This window comes from Methylibium sp. (genome assembly GCF_035762065.1).
Lineage (GTDB): Bacteria > Pseudomonadota > Gammaproteobacteria > Burkholderiales > Burkholderiaceae_C > Methylibium.
Map to the genome: position 1 here is coordinate 1 of NZ_DASTPW010000055.1, position 19778 is coordinate 19778.

A 19778-nucleotide genomic window follows, 5' to 3' on the forward strand; every position below is an offset into this window, starting at 1 on the left:
TACGCGACGCTGCGGCGCAAGCTGTTCTGGAACGAAGGCACGGAATGACCCCCCCCCGTTGCGGCTTCGCCGCTCCCCCCCCGGGGGGCGCCGCTGGCGGCCCGGCAGAGCCGGATCCGCGGCGGCTGCTTGTGGGCCGCGGGATCGTGCGTCGCGGGTGCGGCCTTCGCGGCATGGTCGGCTGACATGCTGCGCCGCATTGCCCTGCGCGACTTCGTCATCGTCGAGTCGCTCGACCTCGACTGGCACGCCGGCTTCACCGCGCTGACCGGCGAGACCGGCGCCGGCAAGTCGATCCTGATCGACGCGCTGCAGCTCGCGCTCGGCCAGCGCGCCGATGCCGCGGTGGTGCGCGAAGGCGCGGTGCGCGCCGAGATCGCCGCCGAGTTCGATGCGCCCGCCTCGCTGCAGGCCTGGCTGGCCGACGCCGGCTTCACCGAGCCCGACGAGACCGCCGACGCGCTGCTGCTGCGCCGCAACGTCGATGCGCATGGCAAGAGCCGCGCATGGATCCAGGGCCGCCCGGCGACGCTGGCGCAGTTGCGCGAGGCGGCCGATCACCTGGTCGACATCCACGGCCAGCATGCGTGGCAGAGCCTGACGCGGCCCGACGCGGTGCGCGCGCTGCTCGACGGCTACGCGGGCATCGACACCGGCGCCTTGGCGCAGGCCTGGGCCGGCTGGCGCGACGCACTCGCCGCGCTGAACGACGCGCGCTCGCGGCAATCGGGACTCGATGCCGAACGCGAGCGACTGCAATGGCAGATCGGCGAGCTCGACAAGCTCGCGCCTGGCGATCAGGAGTGGCCCGAGCTGAACGCGGAGCAGCGCCGACTCAGCCACGCGCAGGCGATCCTCGATGCGGTGCATCGCGCGCGACGCAGCTTGAGCGATGCCGATGGCGACGCCGATGGAAGCGGCCAAGGCGCGGCCGATGCGCAGCTGGCCGAGGCGATCGAGGCGCTCGACGCGGTCGTCGAGCACGACGCCGAACTGGCCGCGCCGCTCGAGGTGCTGCGCAGCGCGCAGGCGCAGATCGAGGACGCCGCGCACACCCTTGCCCTGCGGCTGCGCGGCGACGGGCCCGACCCGGCCCGGCTCGCCGCGCTCGATGAACGGCTCGCGACCTGGCTCGCTCTCGCGCGGCGCTTCCGGCGCACGCCGGAAGAGCTGCCGGCGCTGCTCGGCGCCTGGCGCGCCGAGCTGGCGCAACTGGAGGCCGCGACCGATCTCGACGCGCTCGAAGGCGCCGAGCGCAAGCAACGCAAGCTCTTCGAGGCCGCCGCGCGCGCCGTGTCCTCGCAGCGCCGCGGCGCGGCACCCAAGCTCGCCGCCGCGGTGACGGCCGCGATGCAGCAACTCGGCATGGCCGGCGGGCGCTTCGAGATCGCGCTCGACGCGCTGGCCGAGCCGCAACGCCATGGCCTCGAGGCGATCGAGTTCCGCGTCGCCGGCCACGCCGGCAGCACGCCGCGCGCGCTGGCGAAGGTGGCGTCGGGCGGCGAGCTGTCGCGCATCGCGCTCGCGATCGCGGTCACCACCAGCCAGCGCAAGACGGCCACCGACGAGGTCGCCGCCTCGACGCTGATCTTCGACGAGATCGATGCCGGCGTCGGCGGCCAGGTCGCCGATGCCGTCGGCCGGCTGATGCGCCGCCTCGGCCGCGAGCGGCAGGTGCTGTGCGTGACCCACCTGCCGCAGGTCGCCGCCTGCGCCGACCACCACTGCCGCGTGCGCAAGCTCACCACGGCCGGTCGCACGACGAGCGGTGTCGAGACGCTCGACGCCGACGCGCGCGCCGAGGAAGTCGCGCGCATGCTCGGCGGCGACGCCAGCCGCGACACCAGCCTTGCGCATGCGCGCGCACTGATCGAGGCCGCGGCCCGTGGCGGTGGCGACACGGCGGCGGCGCCTGCCGAGCCACGCCGACGCCGCGCCTGAAGTGGCACGCGCGCCCCACGAGAGCCGACCATGACCGCAACCGTCGCAGCCACGCCGCGCGAGGTCGTGCTCGTCACCGGCATCTCCGGCTCGGGCAAGTCGGTCGCGCTGCATGCGCTCGAGGACGCCGGCTTCTACTGCGTGGACAACCTGCCACCCGAGCTGCTGCTCGAGTTCCTGCGGCTCGAACGGCTGCGCGAGGACGGCGCGGCGCGCCGCATCGCGGTCGCGGTCGATGTGCGCTCGGCCGGCTCGCTGCCGCATCTGCTGCCCCTGATGTCGCAGCTCGGCGCCGAAGGCGTGCGGGTGCGCTCGATCTTTCTCGACGCGAGCACCGAGGCGCTGCAGCGCCGCTTCTCCGAAACGCGGCGCCGCCATCCCCTGAGCGCGCAGGCGCTGCAGTCGCGCCCCGGTGTGCTCGACGAAGGCGACGCGCGCCGCGCGCTGACCGATGCGATCGAGCTGGAACGCGAGCTGCTGGCCGACCTGCGCGAGGCCTCGACGCTGATCGACACCAGCGAGCTGCGTCCCGCGCAACTGCGCGTGTGGGTACGCCAGCTCGTGCGCGCGCCCGGCGGCTCGCTGACGCTGGTGTTCGAGAGCTTCGCGTTCAAGCACGGCGTGCCGCTCGACGCCGACCTGGTGTTCGACGTGCGCGTGCTGCCGAATCCGCACTACGTGCCCGAGCTGCGCCCGCTGAACGGCCGCGACGCGCCGGTGATGGCCTACCTCGAGCAGCAGCCCGAGGTGCTGGAAATGCTCGGCCAGATCGAGGCCTTCCTCGCACGCTGGTTGCCCGCCTACGAGCAGGATCAGCGCGCCTACCTGACGGTGGCGATCGGCTGCACCGGCGGGCAGCACCGCTCGGTGTACTTCGTCGAGCAGCTGGCGCGGCGTTTCGGCGCTCGCGCGGCGGCGCTGGTGCGTCACCGGGAACTCGACGAGCGCTGAATGACGACCATCCCGTTGCGGTTTTGCCGCTTCGCCCTCCAGGGGCGCCGCTGGCGGACCGGCAGAGCCGGATCCGCGGCGGCTGCTCGCTTGGGCCTGGGCTGGGCTCGCGGCTAGCCAGGCTGTCATGAACCCTGCCGTCCACGCCTTCGACGCGCCCAGCTTCGAGCTGCCGCTGTTCCCGCTGCAGTCGGTGCTGTTCCCTGGCGGACTGCTGGGCCTGAAGGTCTTCGAGGCACGCTACCTCGACCTGGTCGGCCGCTGCCTGCGCGAGAGCGAGCCCTTCGGGGTCGTGGCGCTGAAGTCGGGCTCGGAGGTCAAGGGCGGCTCGAACACGGCCGAGCGGCTCGAGACGATCGGCTGCCTCGCCGAGCTGATCGACGTCGACGGCGACCAGCCCGGCATCCTGCAGGTGCGCTGCCGCGGCACGCAGCGCTTCTCGATCGCGCAGCTGCGCCAGGAGCCGAACCACCTGTGGGTCGCCGAAGCCAGGCTCCTCGCGGCCGACGAGCCGGCGCTGCCGAGCGAGGAGCTGACCGGCTCCGCCCGCGGCCTCGCCAACGCGATCGCCACCTTGAAGCAGCAGGGCTCGACGCCCTTCCTGGAGCCCTACCGCTTCGACGACGCCGGCTGGCTCGCGAACCGCTGGTGCGAGATCCTGCCGATCCCGCTGGCGGCCAAGCAGAAGCTGATGGAGCTGCCCGACGCGCTGGTGCGGCTGAAGCTGGTCGACGACTTCCTGCGCAGCAAGGGCGTCGTCGCCTAGGCGTCGGCCCCGGCGGGGGCCCGCTGCGCGACTTCGGGCACGGCCGGCCGTTGCAGCGCGTGCTTGGGCCTACAGCGGCGGCGCGGGCGGTCGATAAGCTGCCGCGGACCCCCGCGTGCGCCTCCCATGACCGCCGCCCAGCCCCTTCCTTCCCCGTCGGACGACGATGCCGAGCGCGCGCTGCGCGTGGCGCGCCATCGCGTCGCCACGGTGCTCGAAGCCACCGGCGCCGGCCTGTGGCAGTGGAACGCGAGCACCGGCGAGGTCGGCTTCAACGAAGCGCTCGCGGCCATCCTCGGCTACACGCTGGCGGAGCTGCTGCCGCAGGGCCTCGCCGGCATCGTCAAGCTCACGCATCCCGACGATCGGGCGGTGGCCCGCCAAGCGCTGCTGCGGCATTTCAAGAGCGGCGGGCCGCACGCGCAGGTCGATCTGCGCATGCTCCACAAGCGCGGGCACTGGGTGTGGGTGCTGCTGCACGGCCGCGTGATGAGCCACAGCGCCGACGGCCGGGCGGAGTGGGTCTACGGCGTGCAGCTGGACATCACCGAGCGCGTCGAGCAGCGCCGCGCGCTCGAAGCGGCGCGCGAGCGGCTCGCGAGCGCCGCGGCCAGCGGCGGCATCGGCATCTGGGGCTACGACATCGCGACCCGGGTGTTCGAGTTCGACCGCTGGGTCTGCCGCGCCTACGGCCTGGAGGGAGAGTCGGCGCGCATGCCGCTCGACGCCTGGCTGAGCCACGTGCATCCGGACGACCGCGAGCGCCTGCGGCACGGCTCGCGCAGCGGCATCACCGAGGGCCGCGATTACGAGACCGAATTCCGCATCGTCCGGGCCGACGGCCGCGTGCGCCACCTGCGTGCGACCGGCCGCTTGCAGTACGACGCCGCCGGCCGGCCCGAGCGCATCGACGGCGCGAACTGGGACGTGACCGAGGTGCGCGAACTGACCGCGCAGCTGAACCACCAGAACGAGCTGCTGCGGGTGACGCTGCATTCGATCGGCGACGCCGTCGTCACCACCGACGCCGAAGGCCGCATCAACTGGCTCAACCCGACCGCCGAGCGCATGACCGGCTGGTCCGCCGCCGACGCGCGGCAGCGCCCGCTGTTCGAGGTGGTGCGGCTGATCGACGAAGGCAGCGGCCGGCTCGTCACCGCGCTGCAGGCCGAGCCCGGCGAATCCGGCGAGCCCGAGACCACGGCCGCCGCCGGACGCCGGCCGCTGCAGCTGGTCTCGCGCGACGGTCGCGAGTACGGCATCAAGGAAACCGCTTCCTCGATCCGCGACGCGGCCGGCGCCTCGATCGGCATGGTGCTCGTGCTGCACGACGTGACCGAGCAGCGCCGGCTCGCCAACGAGATGATCCACCGCGCCTCCCACGACGCGCTGACCGGCCTCATCAACCGCACCGAGTTCGAGGCCCGGCTCGCGCGGGTGCTGCAGCGGCGCAGCGAGCCGCAGGAGCACGCGCTGCTGTTCCTCGACCTCGACCAGTTCAAGCTGGTCAACGACGCCTGCGGCCACGCGGTGGGCGACGAGCTGCTGCGCCAGGTGAGCCGCATGCTGAAGCAGGCGATCCGCTCGCGCGACACGCTCGCGCGCCTGGGCGGCGACGAGTTCGGCATCCTGCTCGAGCACTGCACCGTGGAGCAGGCGCAGCGCGTCGCGCAGAAGATCTGCGACCGCATGGACGACTTCCGCTTCGTGCACGAGCAGCGGCGCTTCCGCCTCGGCACCAGCATCGGCCTCGTGCCGCTGACCGCGCACGACTGGGCCACGCCCGACGCGCTGCTGCAGGCCGCCGACACCTCCTGTTACGCCGCCAAGGAAGCCGGCCGCAACCGCGTGCACCTGTGGTTCGACGCCGACCGTCAGGTGCGCCTGCGCCGCGGCGACACCAACTGGGCGACGCGGCTCGAGCAGGCCGTCGACGAAGACCAGTTCGTGCTGTACGCGCAGCGCATCGGCGCGGCCTGCTCGTCGCCGCGCGGCGTCTATGCCGAAGCGCTGATCCGGCTGCGCGACGGCGACGGCGGCCTGATCGCGCCGGGCGCCTTCCTCGGCGCGGCCGAGCGCTTCCGGCTTTCGGCGCGCATCGATCGCTGGGTGCTCGGCCGCTCGCTGGAGCACCTGGCGGGCTTGCCGACGCTCGAAGGCATCGACACGCTGAGCATCAACCTCTCGGGCCAGTCGGTCGGCGACCGCGCCTTCCACCGCCATGCGCAGGCACTGCTCAGCGCGGCCGGGCCGGCGGTGTGCCGGCGCGTGTGCCTCGAGATCACCGAGACCGCGGCCGTCACCAACCTCGCCGACGCCTCGCAATTCATCGAGGAGGTGCGCGCCTTGGGCGTGCGCATCGCGCTCGACGACTTCGGCGCCGGCGCCTCGTCGTTCGGCTACCTCAAGTCGCTGAAGATCGACCTGCTGAAGATCGACGGCCAGTTCATCCGCGACCTGCTCGACGATCCGCTCGACGACGTGGCGGTGCGCTGCTTCGTCGACGTGGCGCGCGTGGTGGGCGTCAAGACCGTGGCGGAATTCGTCGACCGCCGCGAGGTGCTCGACCGGCTCTACGACCTGGGCGTCGACTACGCGCAGGGCTTCCTGCTGCACAAGCCGGAGCCGATCGAGAACGTGCTCGGTCGCGCGCTGGACACCGCGCAGCGCCCCGCCTGGGCCGCCGTGCAGACGCCGTCCGTCGAGGAGCCCGACGACCGGCCGGCCACCGACCTCGCGCCGCTCGACGAGCAGGACGGCGACGGGCCGCTGTCGCCGTCGTTCACGATGCTGTCGCTGGGCCGGGACTAGGCAGCTCGCTCCGGCGCAACCTCGTCGCCGGCCACTGGCCTGGCCTCAGCTGACAGGCCGTGCCGCCCCGACGAAGCACAGCACGAACCGCACCAGTGGTCCGGCTTGACGTCGCCAAGACACAGGACAACTACGGCTGTTGACGCCATTCACGATGCTGTCGCCGGCTCGAGTCGAGATGCCGTAACCAGCACCGGAGAGCATTAGGTGCCCCGTCCTGCGCACACGGTGGAACGCGCGTCAGCTTCACTTCGAGCATCAGGCGATTCCGGAAGATCCGAACGCGCATCCCCGTGCAGCGTCGTGCCGGCGCGCTCGAAGGCCACAGCTCGCTGCTGCCTCACGTCAAAAATCGCAATGTGCGAGGTGGTGCTGCTGACCACAAAGCCTCTTGCCAAGCACTCCTCACCCTTGCGCAACTCGACGCATCCGGCGGCGATCGAGGGCTGTTTGCAACCGCCGAGGAACATCGCGGTATCGCGCAGTGCGGCGTCGCGCCCCGCCGTTATGCCTAGCGCGGCCGGTGGTTTCAGCAAAGCCAACGCCGCGTACAGAAAAAGCGGAATGGCCGCGGATACGGCCAAGATGATCATTCCCGCCTGCACGAGTCGACGCAAAGCTGCGTTACCCAACGGCCGCCACTCCTTCTTGGAAAGAGATCGATCCAGATACTCGACAAGCTCGCGGACAAGGAAGGCGTATAGCCAGAGCGCCACGATGGCCGGCACGATGAACCAAAGGTTGGTTTTCAATGAGTCCAAGCCAACGCTGAATCGCCCCATCAACGTGAAGTAGCCATTGATGACCAGCGCGTCCACTGTCTGTGGGAACAATCCGGCATCGAGTCGAAGCGTCTGCAGATAGACGCGATGTGAGACGTCTCCCAAGAAATGAAGCAACAGCCCGCCCAACGTCACCAGAGCGGCGGCGGCAAGCTTCAACCAAGTTCCTTGCGAACGATCCGACACCGCCGGTGCCGAGACCTCACGTCGCATCCGCCTCCGTGCCCGCTTGGCACTCAACAGGGCCGTTCCTTGTTGTTGCAAAGGGCGCATGCTGCCTGTCTTCATCTCGACAGCACCGGCGCAAGCGCCGCGCCGGTGTGCGTGCCGGCCGAAACGATCTGCTCGGGCGTGCCGGCGCCGACCACCCGGCCGCCGCCGGCGCCGCCTTCCGGCCCGAGGTCGATGACCCAGTCGGCCTCGGCGATCACGTCGAGGTCGTGTTCGATCACGACGACGCTGTGGCCGCCGTCGACCAGCCGGTGCAGCACGCGGATCAGCCGCTCGACGTCGGCCATGTGCAGACCGACCGTCGGCTCGTCGAGCACGTAGAGCGTGTGCGGCGGCTTCTGGCCGCGGCGCGTCACGTCGTCGCGGACCTTGCTGAGCTCGGTGACGAGCTTGATGCGCTGCGCTTCGCCGCCGCTCAAGGTCGGCGAAGGCTGGCCGAGCGTGAGGTAGCCCAGCCCCACGTCCTTCAGCAGCTGCAGCGGATGCGCGATGGAGGGCATCGACGCGAAGAACTCGACCGCCTCGTCCACTTCCATCTGCAGCACGTCGCCGATGCTCCTGCCGCGCCAGGTGACGGCAAGCGTCTCGGGGTTGAAGCGGGCGCCGTGGCAGAGGTCGCAGGGCACCTTCACGTCGGGCAGGAAGGCCATCTCGATCGTGCGGACCCCTTGGCCCTCGCAGCCGGGGCAGCGGCCCTCGCCGGTGTTGAACGAGAAGCGCGCTGCGGCGTAGCCGCGCGCCTTGGCTTCGAGCGTCTCGGTGTAGAGCCGCCGGATCGCGTCCCAGAAGCCGATGTAGGTGGCGGGGCAGGAGCGCGGCGTCTTGCCGATCGGCGTCTGATCGACTTCGAGCACGCGGTCGATCGCCGCGAAGCCTTCAACCGCTTCGCAGCCGGTCCACGGCAACGCCTTCTTGCCGGCCAGCTGATCGCGGCCGGCCTTCGTCTGCTTCAGCGCCGCGGCCGTCTGCACGTTGGCGAGCAGCACGTCGCGCGCCAGCGTGCTCTTGCCGGAGCCGCTGACGCCGGTCACCGCGACCAAACGCTGCAGCGGCAGGCCCACGTCGAGGCCGCGCAGGTTGTGCAGCCTGGCGCCGCGCAGGGTGAGCCAGTTGCCGGCGCCCTCGCCGTCGTCGCGCGCGCGCTTGAAGCTCACCGCGCGCCGCGGTTGCAGCGGGTGCAGCAGCGGCTTGTCAAGGAAGCGGCCGGTCAGCGAATCGGGGTTCGCGCGCAGCACCTCGGCCGTGCCCTCGGCGACCAGCCGGCCGCCGCGCTTGCCGGCGCCGGGACCGATGTCGATGATGTGGTCGGCGCGGCGGATGGTGTCCTCGTCGTGCTCGACGACCACCAGCGTGTTGCCCTGCGCGCCCAGCGTCTCGAGCGCGTCGAGCAGCACGCGGTTGTCGCGCGGGTGCAGGCCGATCGTCGGCTCGTCGAGCACGTAGCAGACGCCCTGCAGGTTCGAGCCGAGCTGGGCGGCGAGGCGGATGCGCTGGGCCTCGCCGCCGGACAGCGTCGGCGCGGCGCGGTCGAGCGTCAGGTAGCCGAGGCCCACCTGTTCGAGGAAGGCGAGGCGCGACTTGATCTCGGCGATCACGTCGCGCGCGATGGTCGCCTCGCGGCCGTCGAGCTTCTGGCTTTCGATCCAGCGGCGCGCTTCGTTCACCGGGCGCGCGGCCACCGCCGCGATCGACTGCTCGCCGGACATGGGCTCTCCCGCCGTCGCCGCCCGACCACCGTGACCGCCGAAACGGACCGCGAGCGACACCGGATTCAGCCGCGCGCCGCAGCAGGTCGTGCACGGCGCGCCTTCGTCGACGTCCTCGACCTCCGGCTCGGCGAAGCTGCGCTCGCGCCCGCCGTTGTCCTCGGCCGGGCCGGAATCGTCGAGCGCGCGGCGCTGCTCGCGCGTGAGCGTGAGGCCGGTGCCGACGCAGTCCGTGCACCAGCCGTGCTTGCTGTTGTACGAGAACATGCGTGGATCGAGCTCGGGATAGCTGGTGCCGCACTGCGGGCAGGCGCGCTTGGTCGAGAACACCTTGACGCGGCCGATGCGGTGCGTCGCGGCGCCGCTGGCCATCGCGCCTTCAAGGCCGTCGAGCGGCGCGAGCAGGTGCACGACGCCCTTGCCGGCCTCGAGCGCCCTCGCGAGCAGCTCGCGCAGCTCGGCCTCGCGTTCGGGCGCGACGACCAGGTCGCCGACCGGCAGCTCCAGCGTGTGCTCCTTGAAGCGGTCCAGCCGCGGCCAGGGCGCGACCTTGACGAACTCGCCGTCGACGCGCAGGTGCGTGTGCCCGCGCTGCGCGGCCCACTTGGCGAGGTCGGTGTAGACGCCCTTGCGGTTGACCACCAGCGGCGCGAGCAGGCCGATGTGCCGGCCCTTGTAGTCGGCGATCAGCTGCGCGGCGATCGACTCCGGCGTCTGCGGCTTCACCGCGACGCTCGCGTCGGGCGTGCACTTCGGGCAGTACTGCGTGCCGAGCTTGACGTAGAGCAGGCGCAGGAAGTGGTAGACCTCGGTGGTGGTCGCGACCGTGCTCTTGCGGCCGCCGCGCGACAGCCGCTGCTCGATCGCGACCGTCGGCGGGATGCCGTAGACCGCGTCGACCTCCGGCCGGCCCGCCGGCTGCACGATGCTGCGGGCGTAGGCGTTGAGGCTTTCGAGGTAGCGGCGCTGGCCCTCGTTGAACAGGATGTCGAAGGCGAGCGTGCTCTTGCCCGAGCCCGAGACGCCGGTGACGACGCTGAACTTGCCGCGCGGGATGTCCACGCTCAGGCCCTTCAGGTTGTGCTCGTGCGCGTTGACGATGCGGATCGACTCGTCGACCGCCGTGCGCTCGCGGCGTGCCTTGACCAGGACGGACTGCAGCGGCGCGCCTTCTTCCACCCGCAGGCCGCCCTCGCCCAGCGAACGTTCGTAGTCGCGCAGCGCCGCGCCGGTGTGCGAGGTGGGATGGCTCTTCACGTCGTCCGGCGTGCCGTCGCACACCAGCTCGCCGCCGGCGTCGCCGCCCTCGGGGCCGAGGTCGACGATCCAGTCGCTCGCGCGGATCACGTCGAGGTTGTGCTCGATCACGACGATCGAGTGGCCCGCTTCGAGCAGCCAGCGGAAGGCGCGCATCAGCTTGGCGATGTCGTCGAAGTGCAGGCCGGTGGTCGGCTCGTCGAACAGGAACAGCGTGCCCTTCTTCGCGACCGCCTGCCGCATCGTCGCCGCGCTGCGCCCGGCATCGGCGAGGAAACCGGCGAGCTTGAGCCGCTGCGCCTCGCCGCCGGAGAGCGTCGGCACCGGCTGGCCGAGCTTGACGTAGTCGAGCCCAACGTCGGCCAGCGGCTGCAGCGCACGCACCACCTCGCGGTCGTCGGCGAACAGGCGCACCGCGTCGGCGATGGTCAGCTCGAGCACGTCGTTCACGTCGAGCTGCCGGCCGCCGCGCGGGATCTTCACTTCGAGCAGCTCGGCGCGAAAGCGCTTGCCGTCGCAGTCGGGGCAGCGCAGGTACACGTCGGAGAGGAACTGCATCTCGACGTGCTCGAAGCCCGAGCCGCCGCAGGTCGGGCAGCGGCCGTCGCCGGCGTTGAAGCTGAACATGCCGGCGCCGTAGCCGCGCTGCCTCGCCAGGGCCGAGTCCGCGAAGATCGCGCGCAGCGCGTCGAAGGCGCCGACGTAGCTCGCCGGGTTCGAGCGCGCGGTCTTGCCGATCGGGGACTGATCGACGAACACCGCATCGCTCAGCCAGTCGGCACCGAGCAGGCGGTCGTGCGCGCCCGGCGTCTCGGTCGCCTTGCCGAAGTGGCGCGACAAGGCCGGGAACAGCAGGTCCTGCATCAGCGTGCTCTTGCCGGAGCCCGAGACGCCGGTCACGCACACCAGCCGCTGCAGCGGGAACTCGACCGTCACGTTCTTCAGGTTGTGCTCGCGGGCGCCTTCGACGATGAGGCGCGGCGTGCCGTCGGTCACCGGGCGCTTCATGCCCAGGCCGATCGAGCGGCGCGCGCCGAGGTAGGCGCCGGTCATCGTGTCGGCGCGCTTGAGCTCTTCCGGCGTGCCGTCGAAGACGATGCGCCCGCCCTGCGTGCCGGGGCCGGGGCCCATGTCGATCACGCGGTCGGCGCCCAGCATCACCGCCGGGTCGTGCTCGACGACGACCAGCGTGTTGCCCGCGTCGCGCAGCCGGTGCATCGCGCGGTTGATGCGGTCCATGTCGCGCGGGTGCAGCCCGATGCTGGGCTCGTCGAGCACGAACAGCGTGTTGACCAGCGAGGTGCCGAGCGCGGTCGTCAGGTTGATGCGCTGCACCTCGCCGCCGCTGAGCGTGCGGCTCTGGCGGTCGAGCGTCAGGTAGCCGATGCCGACGTCGCACAGGTACCGAAGCCGCGTGCGCACCTCGTCGAGCAGCAGCTGCAGCGCGTCGTCGAGCATCGTGCTCGGCAGCGTCAGCGCATCGAGAAAGCGGCGCAGCTTGTCGATCGGCAGCAGCATCAGGTCGTGCAGGCTGAGGCCGGGCAGCGCTTCGAGCCGCTCGCGCGACCAGCCCGCGCCGGCGGGCATGAAGCGCTTGGAAGCAGGCAGCACGTCGTCGGCGCCCTGCTTCGTGCCGATGCGCCACAGCATCGATTCGAGCTTCAGCCGCGCGCCGCCGCACACGGTGCAGGGCGTGTAGCTGCGGTACTTGGACAAGAGCACGCGGATGTGCATCTTGTAGGCCTTGCTCTCCAGGTATTCGAAGAAGCGCCGGATGCCGTACCACTGCTCGTTCCACTTCCCCTTCCAGTTCGGCGTGCCGTCGATCACCCACGCGCGCTGCGCCTCGGTGAGCTGGCTCCAGGCGGTGTCGCGCGGGATGCCGGCTTCGCCGCCGTACTTGATCAGGTCGTCCTGGCACTCCTTCCACGCGGGCGTCTGCAGCGGCTTGATCGCGCCGCCGCGCAGCGTCTTGCGAACATCGGGGATCACGAGGCCCCAGTCGACGCCGATCACGCGGCCGAAACCGCGGCAGGTCTCGCAGGCGCCGTAGGCGGAGTTGAAGCTGAACATCGACGGCGTCGGGTGCGCGTAGCGCAGTTCGCTGTCGGGGCTGTGCAGGCCCTGGCTGTAGCGCCACAGCTGCGGCTCGTTCTCGTCCTGCAGCGCGTAGACGTTGACGCGCCCGCCGCCGCGCTTGAAGGCGACTTCGAGCGCCTCGATCACGCGCGCCTTGTCGGTGCCTTCGAAGCGGAAGCGGTCGGCCACCACGTCGAGCAGCGCGCGCGGCCCTGTCGGCGTCGCCACTTCGCGCTTGGCCTGCACCCGCGTGTAGCCGCTCGCGGCGAGCCACTGCTCGATCTGCTCGTCGCTCGTGTTGGCGGGCAGCTCGACCGGGAAGGTCACGACGAGGCGCGGGCCGCCTTCGGCCACGCTGCGATCGGCGAGGTCGCGGTAGACCGTCTCGGGATCGTCCTCGCGCACCGGCTTGCCGGTCTCGCGGTCGAACAGCTGCGCGGCGCGCGCGAACAGCAGCTTCAGGTGATCGTTCAGCTCGGTCATCGTGCCGACCGTGCTGCGCGAAGTGCGCACCGGGTTGGTCTGGTCGATCGCGATGGCCGGCGGCACACCTTCGACGTGATCGACCTGCGGGCGGTCCATCCGGTCGAGGAACTGGCGCGCGTAGGCGCTGAAGGTCTCGACGTAGCGGCGCTGGCCTTCCGCGTAAAGCGTGTCGAACACGAGGCTCGACTTGCCCGAGCCGCTCGGCCCGGTCACCACCGTCAGCTCTCCGGTGTACAGGTCGAGGTCGAGGTTCTTGAGGTTGTGCTGGCGTGCGCCGCGGATGCGGATCGCACCGCGACCGCGCGGGCCGTGCTGCATGGAAGGTGTCCCCGGGGTGAGGGCGAAGATTCTGGCAGCGCGCCGGGCGCGAGCATGAAAAAAGGGCACCGGCCTTCGCAGGCGGGTGCCCCCGTGAACGGCCGGCCGGCGCCGGCTCGAGGCGGCCTACTGCGAGGCCGCCGAAGCCGGTGCCGAGGCCGCTGCCGAGGCGGGCGCCGCCGCCGCGGGCGCGCTGGCCCCGTGGGACGTCATGTCACCGTGCTTCTCGCCGGACAGGTCGGCCTTGTCGCCGGCCTTGAAGATCACGAACAGGGAGATCGCGGCGAACACGGCGAACGCGATGATCAGCTTCAGCATGCTGGCTCAGTCCTTTGCATAGATGTCGACGTCCTTCGTCTCGCGGATGAACAGCATCCCGATGACGAAGGTGCCGGCGGCGACGATGACCGGGTACCACAGGCCGTAGAAGATGTCGCCCGTGGCCGCGACCATCGCGAAGGCCGTCGTCGGCAGCAGGCCGCCGAACCAGCCGTTGCCAATGTGGTACGGCAGGCTCATCGAGGTGTAGCGGATGCGCGTCGGGAACAGCTCGACCAGCATCGCCGCGATCGGGCCGTAGACCATCGTCACCAGGATGACGAGGAACACGAGGATCGCGAGCACGAGCGGCTTGTTGAGCCCCTCGTCGGTCGCCTTCACCGTGAGGTTGGCGGCCTTGGCGGTGTCGCCGACTTGCTTCTTGAAGTCGGCGATGGCCTTCGCCGATTCAGGCGCGAAGGCGTTCTTCTTCTCGTTGAGCATCGCGTTGGGCGGGATGATCTCCGTCGTGCCCATCGTGACCTTGGTCGGCGTACCGGCCGGTGCCGCGACGTTCTCGTACGGGATGTACAGCTGCGTCAGCGCGCGCTTGGCCTGGTCGCACGAGGTGGTGAAGTTGATCTCGCGCGCGATCGGGCTGCCCTGGAACGAGCAGGTCGCCGGATCGGCCGTCACGACGACCTTGGTCGCCTGCTGCGCCGAGACCAGCGCCGGGTTCGCGGCCTTCAGCAGCATCGGGAACGCCGTGAAGTAGGTCAGCGCGGCGATCAGGCAGCCGGCCATGATGATCGGCTTGCGGCCGATCTTGTCCGACAGCGCGCCGAACACGATGAAGAACGGCGTGCCGATGATCAGCGAGGCCGCGATCAGCAGGTTGGCCGTGGTCGTGTCGACCTTCGCGATCGTGGTCAGGAAGAACAGCGCGTAGAACTGGCCCGTGTACCAGACCACCGCCTGGCCGGCCGTGAGGCCGAGCAGCGCGAGGATCACGATCTTCAGGTTCTTCCACTGGCCGAAGCTCTCGGTCAGCGGCGCCTTCGAGGTCTTGCCCTCGGCCTTCATGCGCTGGAACGCCGGCGATTCGTTCAGCGACAGCCGGATCCACACCGAGATGCCGAGCAGCACGATCGACAGCAGGAAGGGGATGCGCCAGCCCCAGTCGCCGAAGGCGGCCTCGCCGATGCTCAGGCGCACGCCCAGGATCACCAGCAGCGACAGGAACAGGCCGAGCGTCGCGGTGGTCTGGATCCACGCGGTGTACGCGCCGCGCTTGCCGTGCGGCGCATGCTCGGCGACATAGGTCGCGGCGCCGCCGTACTCGCCGCCGAGCGCGAGGCCCTGCAGGATGCGCAGGCTCACCAGGATGATCGGCGCGGCGATGCCGATCGATGCGTAGTTGGGCAGCAGGCCGACGATGAACGTCGCCAAGCCCATGATCAGGATCGTGACCAGGAAGGTGTACTTGCGGCCGATCATGTCGCCGAGCCGGCCGAACACGATGGCGCCGAACGGTCGCACCAGGAAGCCGGCCGCGAAGGCCAGCAACGCGAAGATGTAGGCCGAGGTCGGGTCGAGCCCCGCGAAGAACTGCTTGGCGATGATCGCGGCGAGCGATCCGTACAAGTAGAAGTCGTACCACTCGAAGACGGTTCCGAGCGACGAGGCGAAGATGACCTTCTTCTCCTCGCCGGTCATCGGGCGCACTGCCTCGTTTGCGTGCGCCGGCATCGTTGCAGCCATGGGCTCTCCTCTTTGAACGCGGGTTCACGGCGCCCTCGCGCCGCCGGAGCGAACGGTGACGACTCGCGCTGACTCGCCGCTGACGACCGCGGGCTTGCGAACCTAGTGGCAACCCTTAAGGCCGGGCGACACCGCGCGGCGGATTTCGATGCGAGTCCAGACCTCACGCCGCGCCGCGTCGTCGAGCTTGGACCAGGCGGCGATCTCGTCGATCGTGCGCTGGCAGCCCAGGCACAGGCCGCTGGCCGCATCCATCCGGCAGACGTCGACGCAGGGCGAGGCGACGCCTCGCGGCGCTGGCGGCCGGACGGGCCCGGCGTCGCTCATGCCGCCGCGGCCGGTTCGGCCGCGCGTCGCTTCGCGAGCACCGCGTTCGAAACGCGCGAAATCGGCTTGCGCCCGAGCACGCCGCCGATGAAGGCGGCCGCGTCGACGAGCGCGTCGAGATCGACGCCGCTTTCGATGCCCAGGCCGTCGAGCATGAAGACGAGGTCCTCGGTCGCGACGTTGCCGGTCGCGCCCTTCGCGTAAGGGCAGCCGCCGAGGCCGCCGACGCTGGCGTCGAACACCTGCACGCCCATCTCGAGGCTGGCGTAGACGTTGGCCAGCGCCTGGCCGTAGGTGTCGTGGAAATGGCCGCTCACCTCCGCGAGCGGGAAGTGCGCGAGCGCCGCCTCCATCGCCGCCTGCACGCGCCTCGGCGTGCCGACGCCGATGGTGTCGGCGACGCCGACGTGCTGCACGCCGATGCCGCGCATCGCCTGCGCGACGCGGCCGACCCGCTCGGGCGCGATCTCGCCTTCGTAGGGGCAGCCGAGCGCGCAGGAGATCGAACCGCGCACCTTCAGCCCTGCCGCGCGCGCCGCCTGCACCACCGGCGCGAAGCGCTCGATCGATTCGTCGATGCCGCAGTTGATGTTGCGCCGGCTGAAGGCCTCGCTCGCGGCGCCGAACACGACGATCTCGGCCGGACGCTCGTGCAGCGGCAAGGCCAGCACCGCCTGCAGCCCCTTCAGGTTCGGCACCAGCGCGCCGTGCACCACGCCGGCCGGCCGGGCGATGCCGCGCAGCACCTGGGCGCCGTCGGCCATCTGCGGCACCCACTTCGCGCTGACGAAGCTGGCAACCTCGATCGCCCGCAGCCCGGCCGCCTGCAGCCGGCGCACCAGTTCGATCTTGTGCGCGGTCGACACCTGCGCCGCTTCGTTCTGCAGGCCGTCGCGCGGGCCCACGTCGACCAGGCTGACCTTGCTCGGGATCATCGTTTGCCCTTGGATGAAGTCACGCGATGCGCGTCGGCATCGCCGCGTCGCGACCGGCATCCCCCGAGGGCGGGAAGACCGGCCCGGCACGCCGCTTCGATGATGCCGCCGCACGAAAGGGCTCGCCATGCTGTCCGCCATCCACCGCCTGCAACTCGCCGCCCGCATCCACCTCGCGCTGCGGCAGCGGCGCGGCGAGCGCATCGAGGTGCCGAGGATGCTGCGCGAGCCCGGCTATGCGCGCGAGGTGATCGAGCGCTGCCACGACTGCGCCGACTTCCCGCTCGCCGCCCTGGCCGACGCCTTCGGCGACACGCTGGCCGCCGGGGACGCGCAGCGCGAACTGGATCGCGCCGCCGTCGCCACCCGCGCGGCGCTCGCCTGCATCGAGCCCGGCCGCGAAGGCGCGGTGATCGTGCGCGGCGACGCGCGCCCGCCGGCCGCCGCCTGACGAGCCGCGGTTCACGGCGCGATCTCGAACTCGATCAGCGCCTCGCCCTCGCCGACCTGTTCGCCCGGCGCGAAGCGCAGCGCCTTCACCGTGCCGTCGCCGGGCGCGGCGAGGGTGTGCTCCATCTTCATCGCCTCCATCACCGCGAGCGGCTGGCCGCGCTTGACGGCCTCGCCGGCCTCCGCCAGGTAGGCGACGAGCTTGCCGGGCATCGGCGCGGTGACACCGCCGCCGTGCGCGGCGTGCTCGACCTCGGCGGCGAGCGGGTCGATCGCCTGCACCTGCATGGCCGCGCCGTCGGCAAACACCGCCAGGCCGCCTTCGACCGGATGGACGGCGATCGTGCTCGCGCGGCCGTCGAGGCGCAGCGCGTGGCGGCCGTCGCCGAGCGAAGCGACTTCGAAGCGATGGTGGAGCGCGGGCTGCCCCTGCGGCGCGAGCTGCAGGCTCATCGAGCCGTCGCGTCGCTGCTGCAGCGCCGCGTCGACGGCATGGCCGCCGATCGCCAGGCGCACCCGCCGCGTTGCCGCGCCGTGCAGACGGAAGCCGTCGCTGCGCGACCACGGGTCGGCGCCGCCCGCATCGCTGCGCTCGCCGGCTAGCGCCTGCGCGAACCAGGCTGCCGCGCCGAGCACCGGCGAGGCGGCCGGCGCGGCGAACAGGGCGTCGCGCTCGCGTTCGATCAGGCCGGTGTCGAGGTCGGCGCCGGCGAACGACGCGCTGTTCACGACGCGGCGCAGGAACGCCACGTTGGTGTGCGGGCCGGCGACGCGGGTGGCCGCCAGCGCCGCGTCGAGCCGCGCCAGCGCCTGCGCGCGGTTCTCGCCCCAGACGATCAGCTTGGCGATCATCGGGTCGTAGTGCGGCGTGATCGCGTCGCCTTCCTCGACGCCGGCGTCGACCCGGACCGGCGCGGGCGCCGGCACGGCTTGTCGATACGGCACCGGCGCGGCGTCGTGCAAGCCCTCGCCGCCGGCGTGGCGCGCGAACGCGACATGCGCCGGCCAGCGCAGCAGCTGCAGCGTGCCGGTCGAAGGCAGGAAGCCGGCCTCGGGATGCTCGGCACAGACGCGCGCCTCGATCGCGTGGCCGCGCATTGCCGGCGGCTCGTCGCCCAGCGGCAGCGGCTCGCCGGAAGCGACGCGCAACTGCCACTCGACCAGATCGAGCCCGGTGATCGCCTCGGTGACCGGGTGCTCCACCTGAAGCCGGGTGTTCATCTCCATGAAGTAGAAGCGCCCGTCCTGCTCCGCGATGAACTCGACGGTGCCCGCGCCGACGTAGCCGACCGCCCGCGCGGCCGCGACCGCCGCGGCGCCCATCTCGCGGCGCCGCGCCTCGGTCATCCCGGGTGCGGGCGCTTCCTCGAGCACTTTCTGGTGCCGCCGCTGCACCGAGCAGTCGCGCTCGAACAGGTGGACGCAGCGACCGTGGCTGTCGGCGAACACCTGGATCTCGATGTGCCGCGGGCGCTTCACGTAGCGCTCGACCAGCACCGCGTCGTTGCCGAAGCTCGCGGCGGCCTCGCGCCGGCAGGAAGCGAGCGCGGCGGCGAAATCGCCGGCGGCCTCGACCACCCGCATGCCCTTGCCGCCGCCGCCGGCGCTGGCCTTGATGAGCACCGGGTAGCCGATGCGCGCGGCCTCGCTCGCGAGCAGCGCGTCGTCCTGCGCGGCGCCGTGGTAGCCGGGCACCAGCGGCACGCCGGCGGCCTGCATCAGCCGCTTCGACTCGGCCTTCAGGCCCATCGCGCGGATCGCGCCCGGCGGCGGGCCGACGAAGACGATGCCGGCCTCGGCGCAGGCCTGCGCGAAGCCGTCGTTCTCGCTGAGGAAGCCGTAGCCGGGGTGCACCGCCTGCGCGCCGCTGGCACGCGCGGCTTCGAGGATCGCGTCGGCGCGCAGGTAGCTCTCGCGCGGCGACGCGGGGCCGATGCGCAGCGCCTCGTCGCACAGGCGCACGTGCCGCGCGTTCGCATCGGCGTCCGAGAACACCGCGACGGTCGCGATGCCGAGCCGGCGCGCGGTGGTGGCGACGCGGCAGGCGATCTCGCCGCGGTTCGCGATCAACAACTTCCTGAACATTCAGACTCCCGCAGGCGACGTGCCGCCGAACATCATGCGCAGCCGCGCAAGCACGCGCCTGAGGAACTTCGCGAGCAGCCAGATCAGCAGCAGCATCGCGACGAAGCCGAGGCTCACCGCCGCGATCGCGGCGACCGGGTGCTCCCAGGCCAGCCACAGCATCGAAGGCACCGCCAGGTCGCCGGCGAGCGACAGCCCGACGTTCGACAGCGGCTCCGGCGAGGTGTTGGCCGCCGCGCGCGTGGTCGCCTTCGCGGCGTGGCTGGTGGCGGCCAGCGTGCCGCCGAGCAGCGCCGCGACCGTCGCGGCCGTCGCGTGGTCGGCCCCGAACACCGCCGCGGCGAGCGCCGCGCCGGCGGGAATGCGCACCACCGTGTGCACCAGGTCCCACAGCGAATCGAGGCCGGGGATCTTGTCGGCGAAGAACTCGACGAACAGCATGAAGCCGCTGGCGACCAGCATCGCCGGGTGCTGCAGCACTTCCAGCCCCGCCGGCAGATCGACCCAGCCGGCGTAGCCCGCGAGGCCGGTGATCGCGAGCACCGCGTACAGCCGCAGGCCGCTGGCCCAGCCGAGCGCGGCGGCCAGCGCGATCAGCTGGGTGGTGTCGAGCGGCTGCAGCGGATCCATCGGT

The 19778-nt window shown here is 71.5% G+C and carries 13 protein-coding genes; 5 read left to right on the forward strand and 8 right to left on the reverse strand.

Going from position 1 to position 19778, the window contains the following annotated elements; genetic code table 11:
- Window positions 1-186: 186 nt before the first annotated feature.
- The 4 genes from recN to VFR90_RS16860 all read left to right on the forward strand — a co-directional run bounded on the left by recN (window position 187) and on the right by VFR90_RS16860 (window position 6469).
- Window positions 187-1941, forward strand: coding sequence for a DNA repair protein RecN (gene recN / locus VFR90_RS16845; RefSeq protein WP_326407322.1), 1755 nt, complete (start codon window positions 187-189; stop codon window positions 1939-1941).
- 30 nt (window positions 1942-1971) lie between these two features.
- Window positions 1972-2892 carry an RNase adapter RapZ gene (gene rapZ, locus VFR90_RS16850; protein ID WP_326407323.1) on the forward strand — a complete coding sequence of 307 codons (921 nt, stop codon included), beginning with the start codon at window positions 1972-1974 and terminating at the stop codon, window positions 2890-2892.
- A 127-nt stretch (window positions 2893-3019) separates the two neighbouring features.
- Window positions 3020-3658 carry an LON peptidase substrate-binding domain-containing protein gene (locus tag VFR90_RS16855; RefSeq protein WP_326407324.1) on the forward strand — a complete coding sequence of 213 codons (639 nt, stop codon included), beginning with the start codon at window positions 3020-3022 and terminating at the stop codon, window positions 3656-3658.
- Window positions 3659-3784: 126 nt separating this feature from the next.
- A complete protein-coding gene (locus tag VFR90_RS16860; protein ID WP_326407325.1) occupies window positions 3785-6469 on the forward strand; it encodes an EAL domain-containing protein in 2685 nt (894 codons plus the stop codon).
- A 203-nt stretch (window positions 6470-6672) separates the two neighbouring features.
- Here VFR90_RS16860 and VFR90_RS16865 read toward each other — a convergent pair whose 3' ends face one another.
- The 6 genes from VFR90_RS16865 to VFR90_RS16890 all read right to left on the reverse strand — a co-directional run bounded on the left by VFR90_RS16865 (window position 6673) and on the right by VFR90_RS16890 (window position 16609).
- A complete protein-coding gene (locus VFR90_RS16865) occupies window positions 6673-7410 on the reverse strand; it encodes a hypothetical protein (protein ID WP_326407326.1) in 738 nt (245 codons plus the stop codon).
- Between the two features lie 125 nt (window positions 7411-7535).
- The gene (uvrA, locus tag VFR90_RS16870) at window positions 7536-13328 is read right to left on the reverse strand and encodes an excinuclease ABC subunit UvrA (protein ID WP_326407327.1); all 5793 of its coding nucleotides are present in this window, start codon (window positions 13326-13328) and stop codon (window positions 7536-7538) included.
- 126 nt (window positions 13329-13454) lie between these two features.
- On the reverse strand, window positions 13455-13646 hold the full coding sequence (locus tag VFR90_RS16875) for a hypothetical protein (protein WP_326407328.1): 192 nt from the start codon (window positions 13644-13646) through the stop codon (window positions 13455-13457).
- Between the two features lie 6 nt (window positions 13647-13652).
- On the reverse strand, window positions 13653-15347 hold the full coding sequence (locus VFR90_RS16880) for an MFS transporter (protein WP_326407329.1): 1695 nt from the start codon (window positions 15345-15347) through the stop codon (window positions 13653-13655).
- A gap of 102 nt (window positions 15348-15449) precedes the next feature.
- The gene (locus tag VFR90_RS16885; protein ID WP_326407330.1) at window positions 15450-15674 is read right to left on the reverse strand and encodes a DUF1289 domain-containing protein; all 225 of its coding nucleotides are present in this window, start codon (window positions 15672-15674) and stop codon (window positions 15450-15452) included.
- The gene (locus tag VFR90_RS16890; RefSeq protein ID WP_326407331.1) at window positions 15671-16609 is read right to left on the reverse strand and encodes a hydroxymethylglutaryl-CoA lyase; all 939 of its coding nucleotides are present in this window, start codon (window positions 16607-16609) and stop codon (window positions 15671-15673) included. Before VFR90_RS16890 ends, VFR90_RS16885 begins: the two co-directional genes overlap by 4 nt.
- A gap of 127 nt (window positions 16610-16736) precedes the next feature.
- Here VFR90_RS16890 and VFR90_RS16895 point away from each other — a divergent pair, with 127 nt between their 5' ends.
- Window positions 16737-17060 carry a hypothetical protein gene (locus VFR90_RS16895; protein ID WP_326407332.1) on the forward strand — a complete coding sequence of 108 codons (324 nt, stop codon included), beginning with the start codon at window positions 16737-16739 and terminating at the stop codon, window positions 17058-17060.
- 11 nt (window positions 17061-17071) lie between these two features.
- Here the strand turns inward: VFR90_RS16895 and VFR90_RS16900 are convergent, their stop codons facing one another.
- Entirely contained in the window at window positions 17072-19144 is a 2073-nt protein-coding gene (locus tag VFR90_RS16900) for an ATP-binding protein (RefSeq protein WP_326407333.1), read from the reverse strand.
- Window positions 19145-19774 (reverse strand): DUF4126 domain-containing protein, encoded by a 630-nt coding sequence (locus tag VFR90_RS16905; RefSeq protein WP_326407334.1) that lies wholly within the window; start codon window positions 19772-19774, stop codon window positions 19145-19147. It lies immediately after the preceding gene.
- Between the last annotated feature and the right edge of the window lie 4 nt (window positions 19775-19778).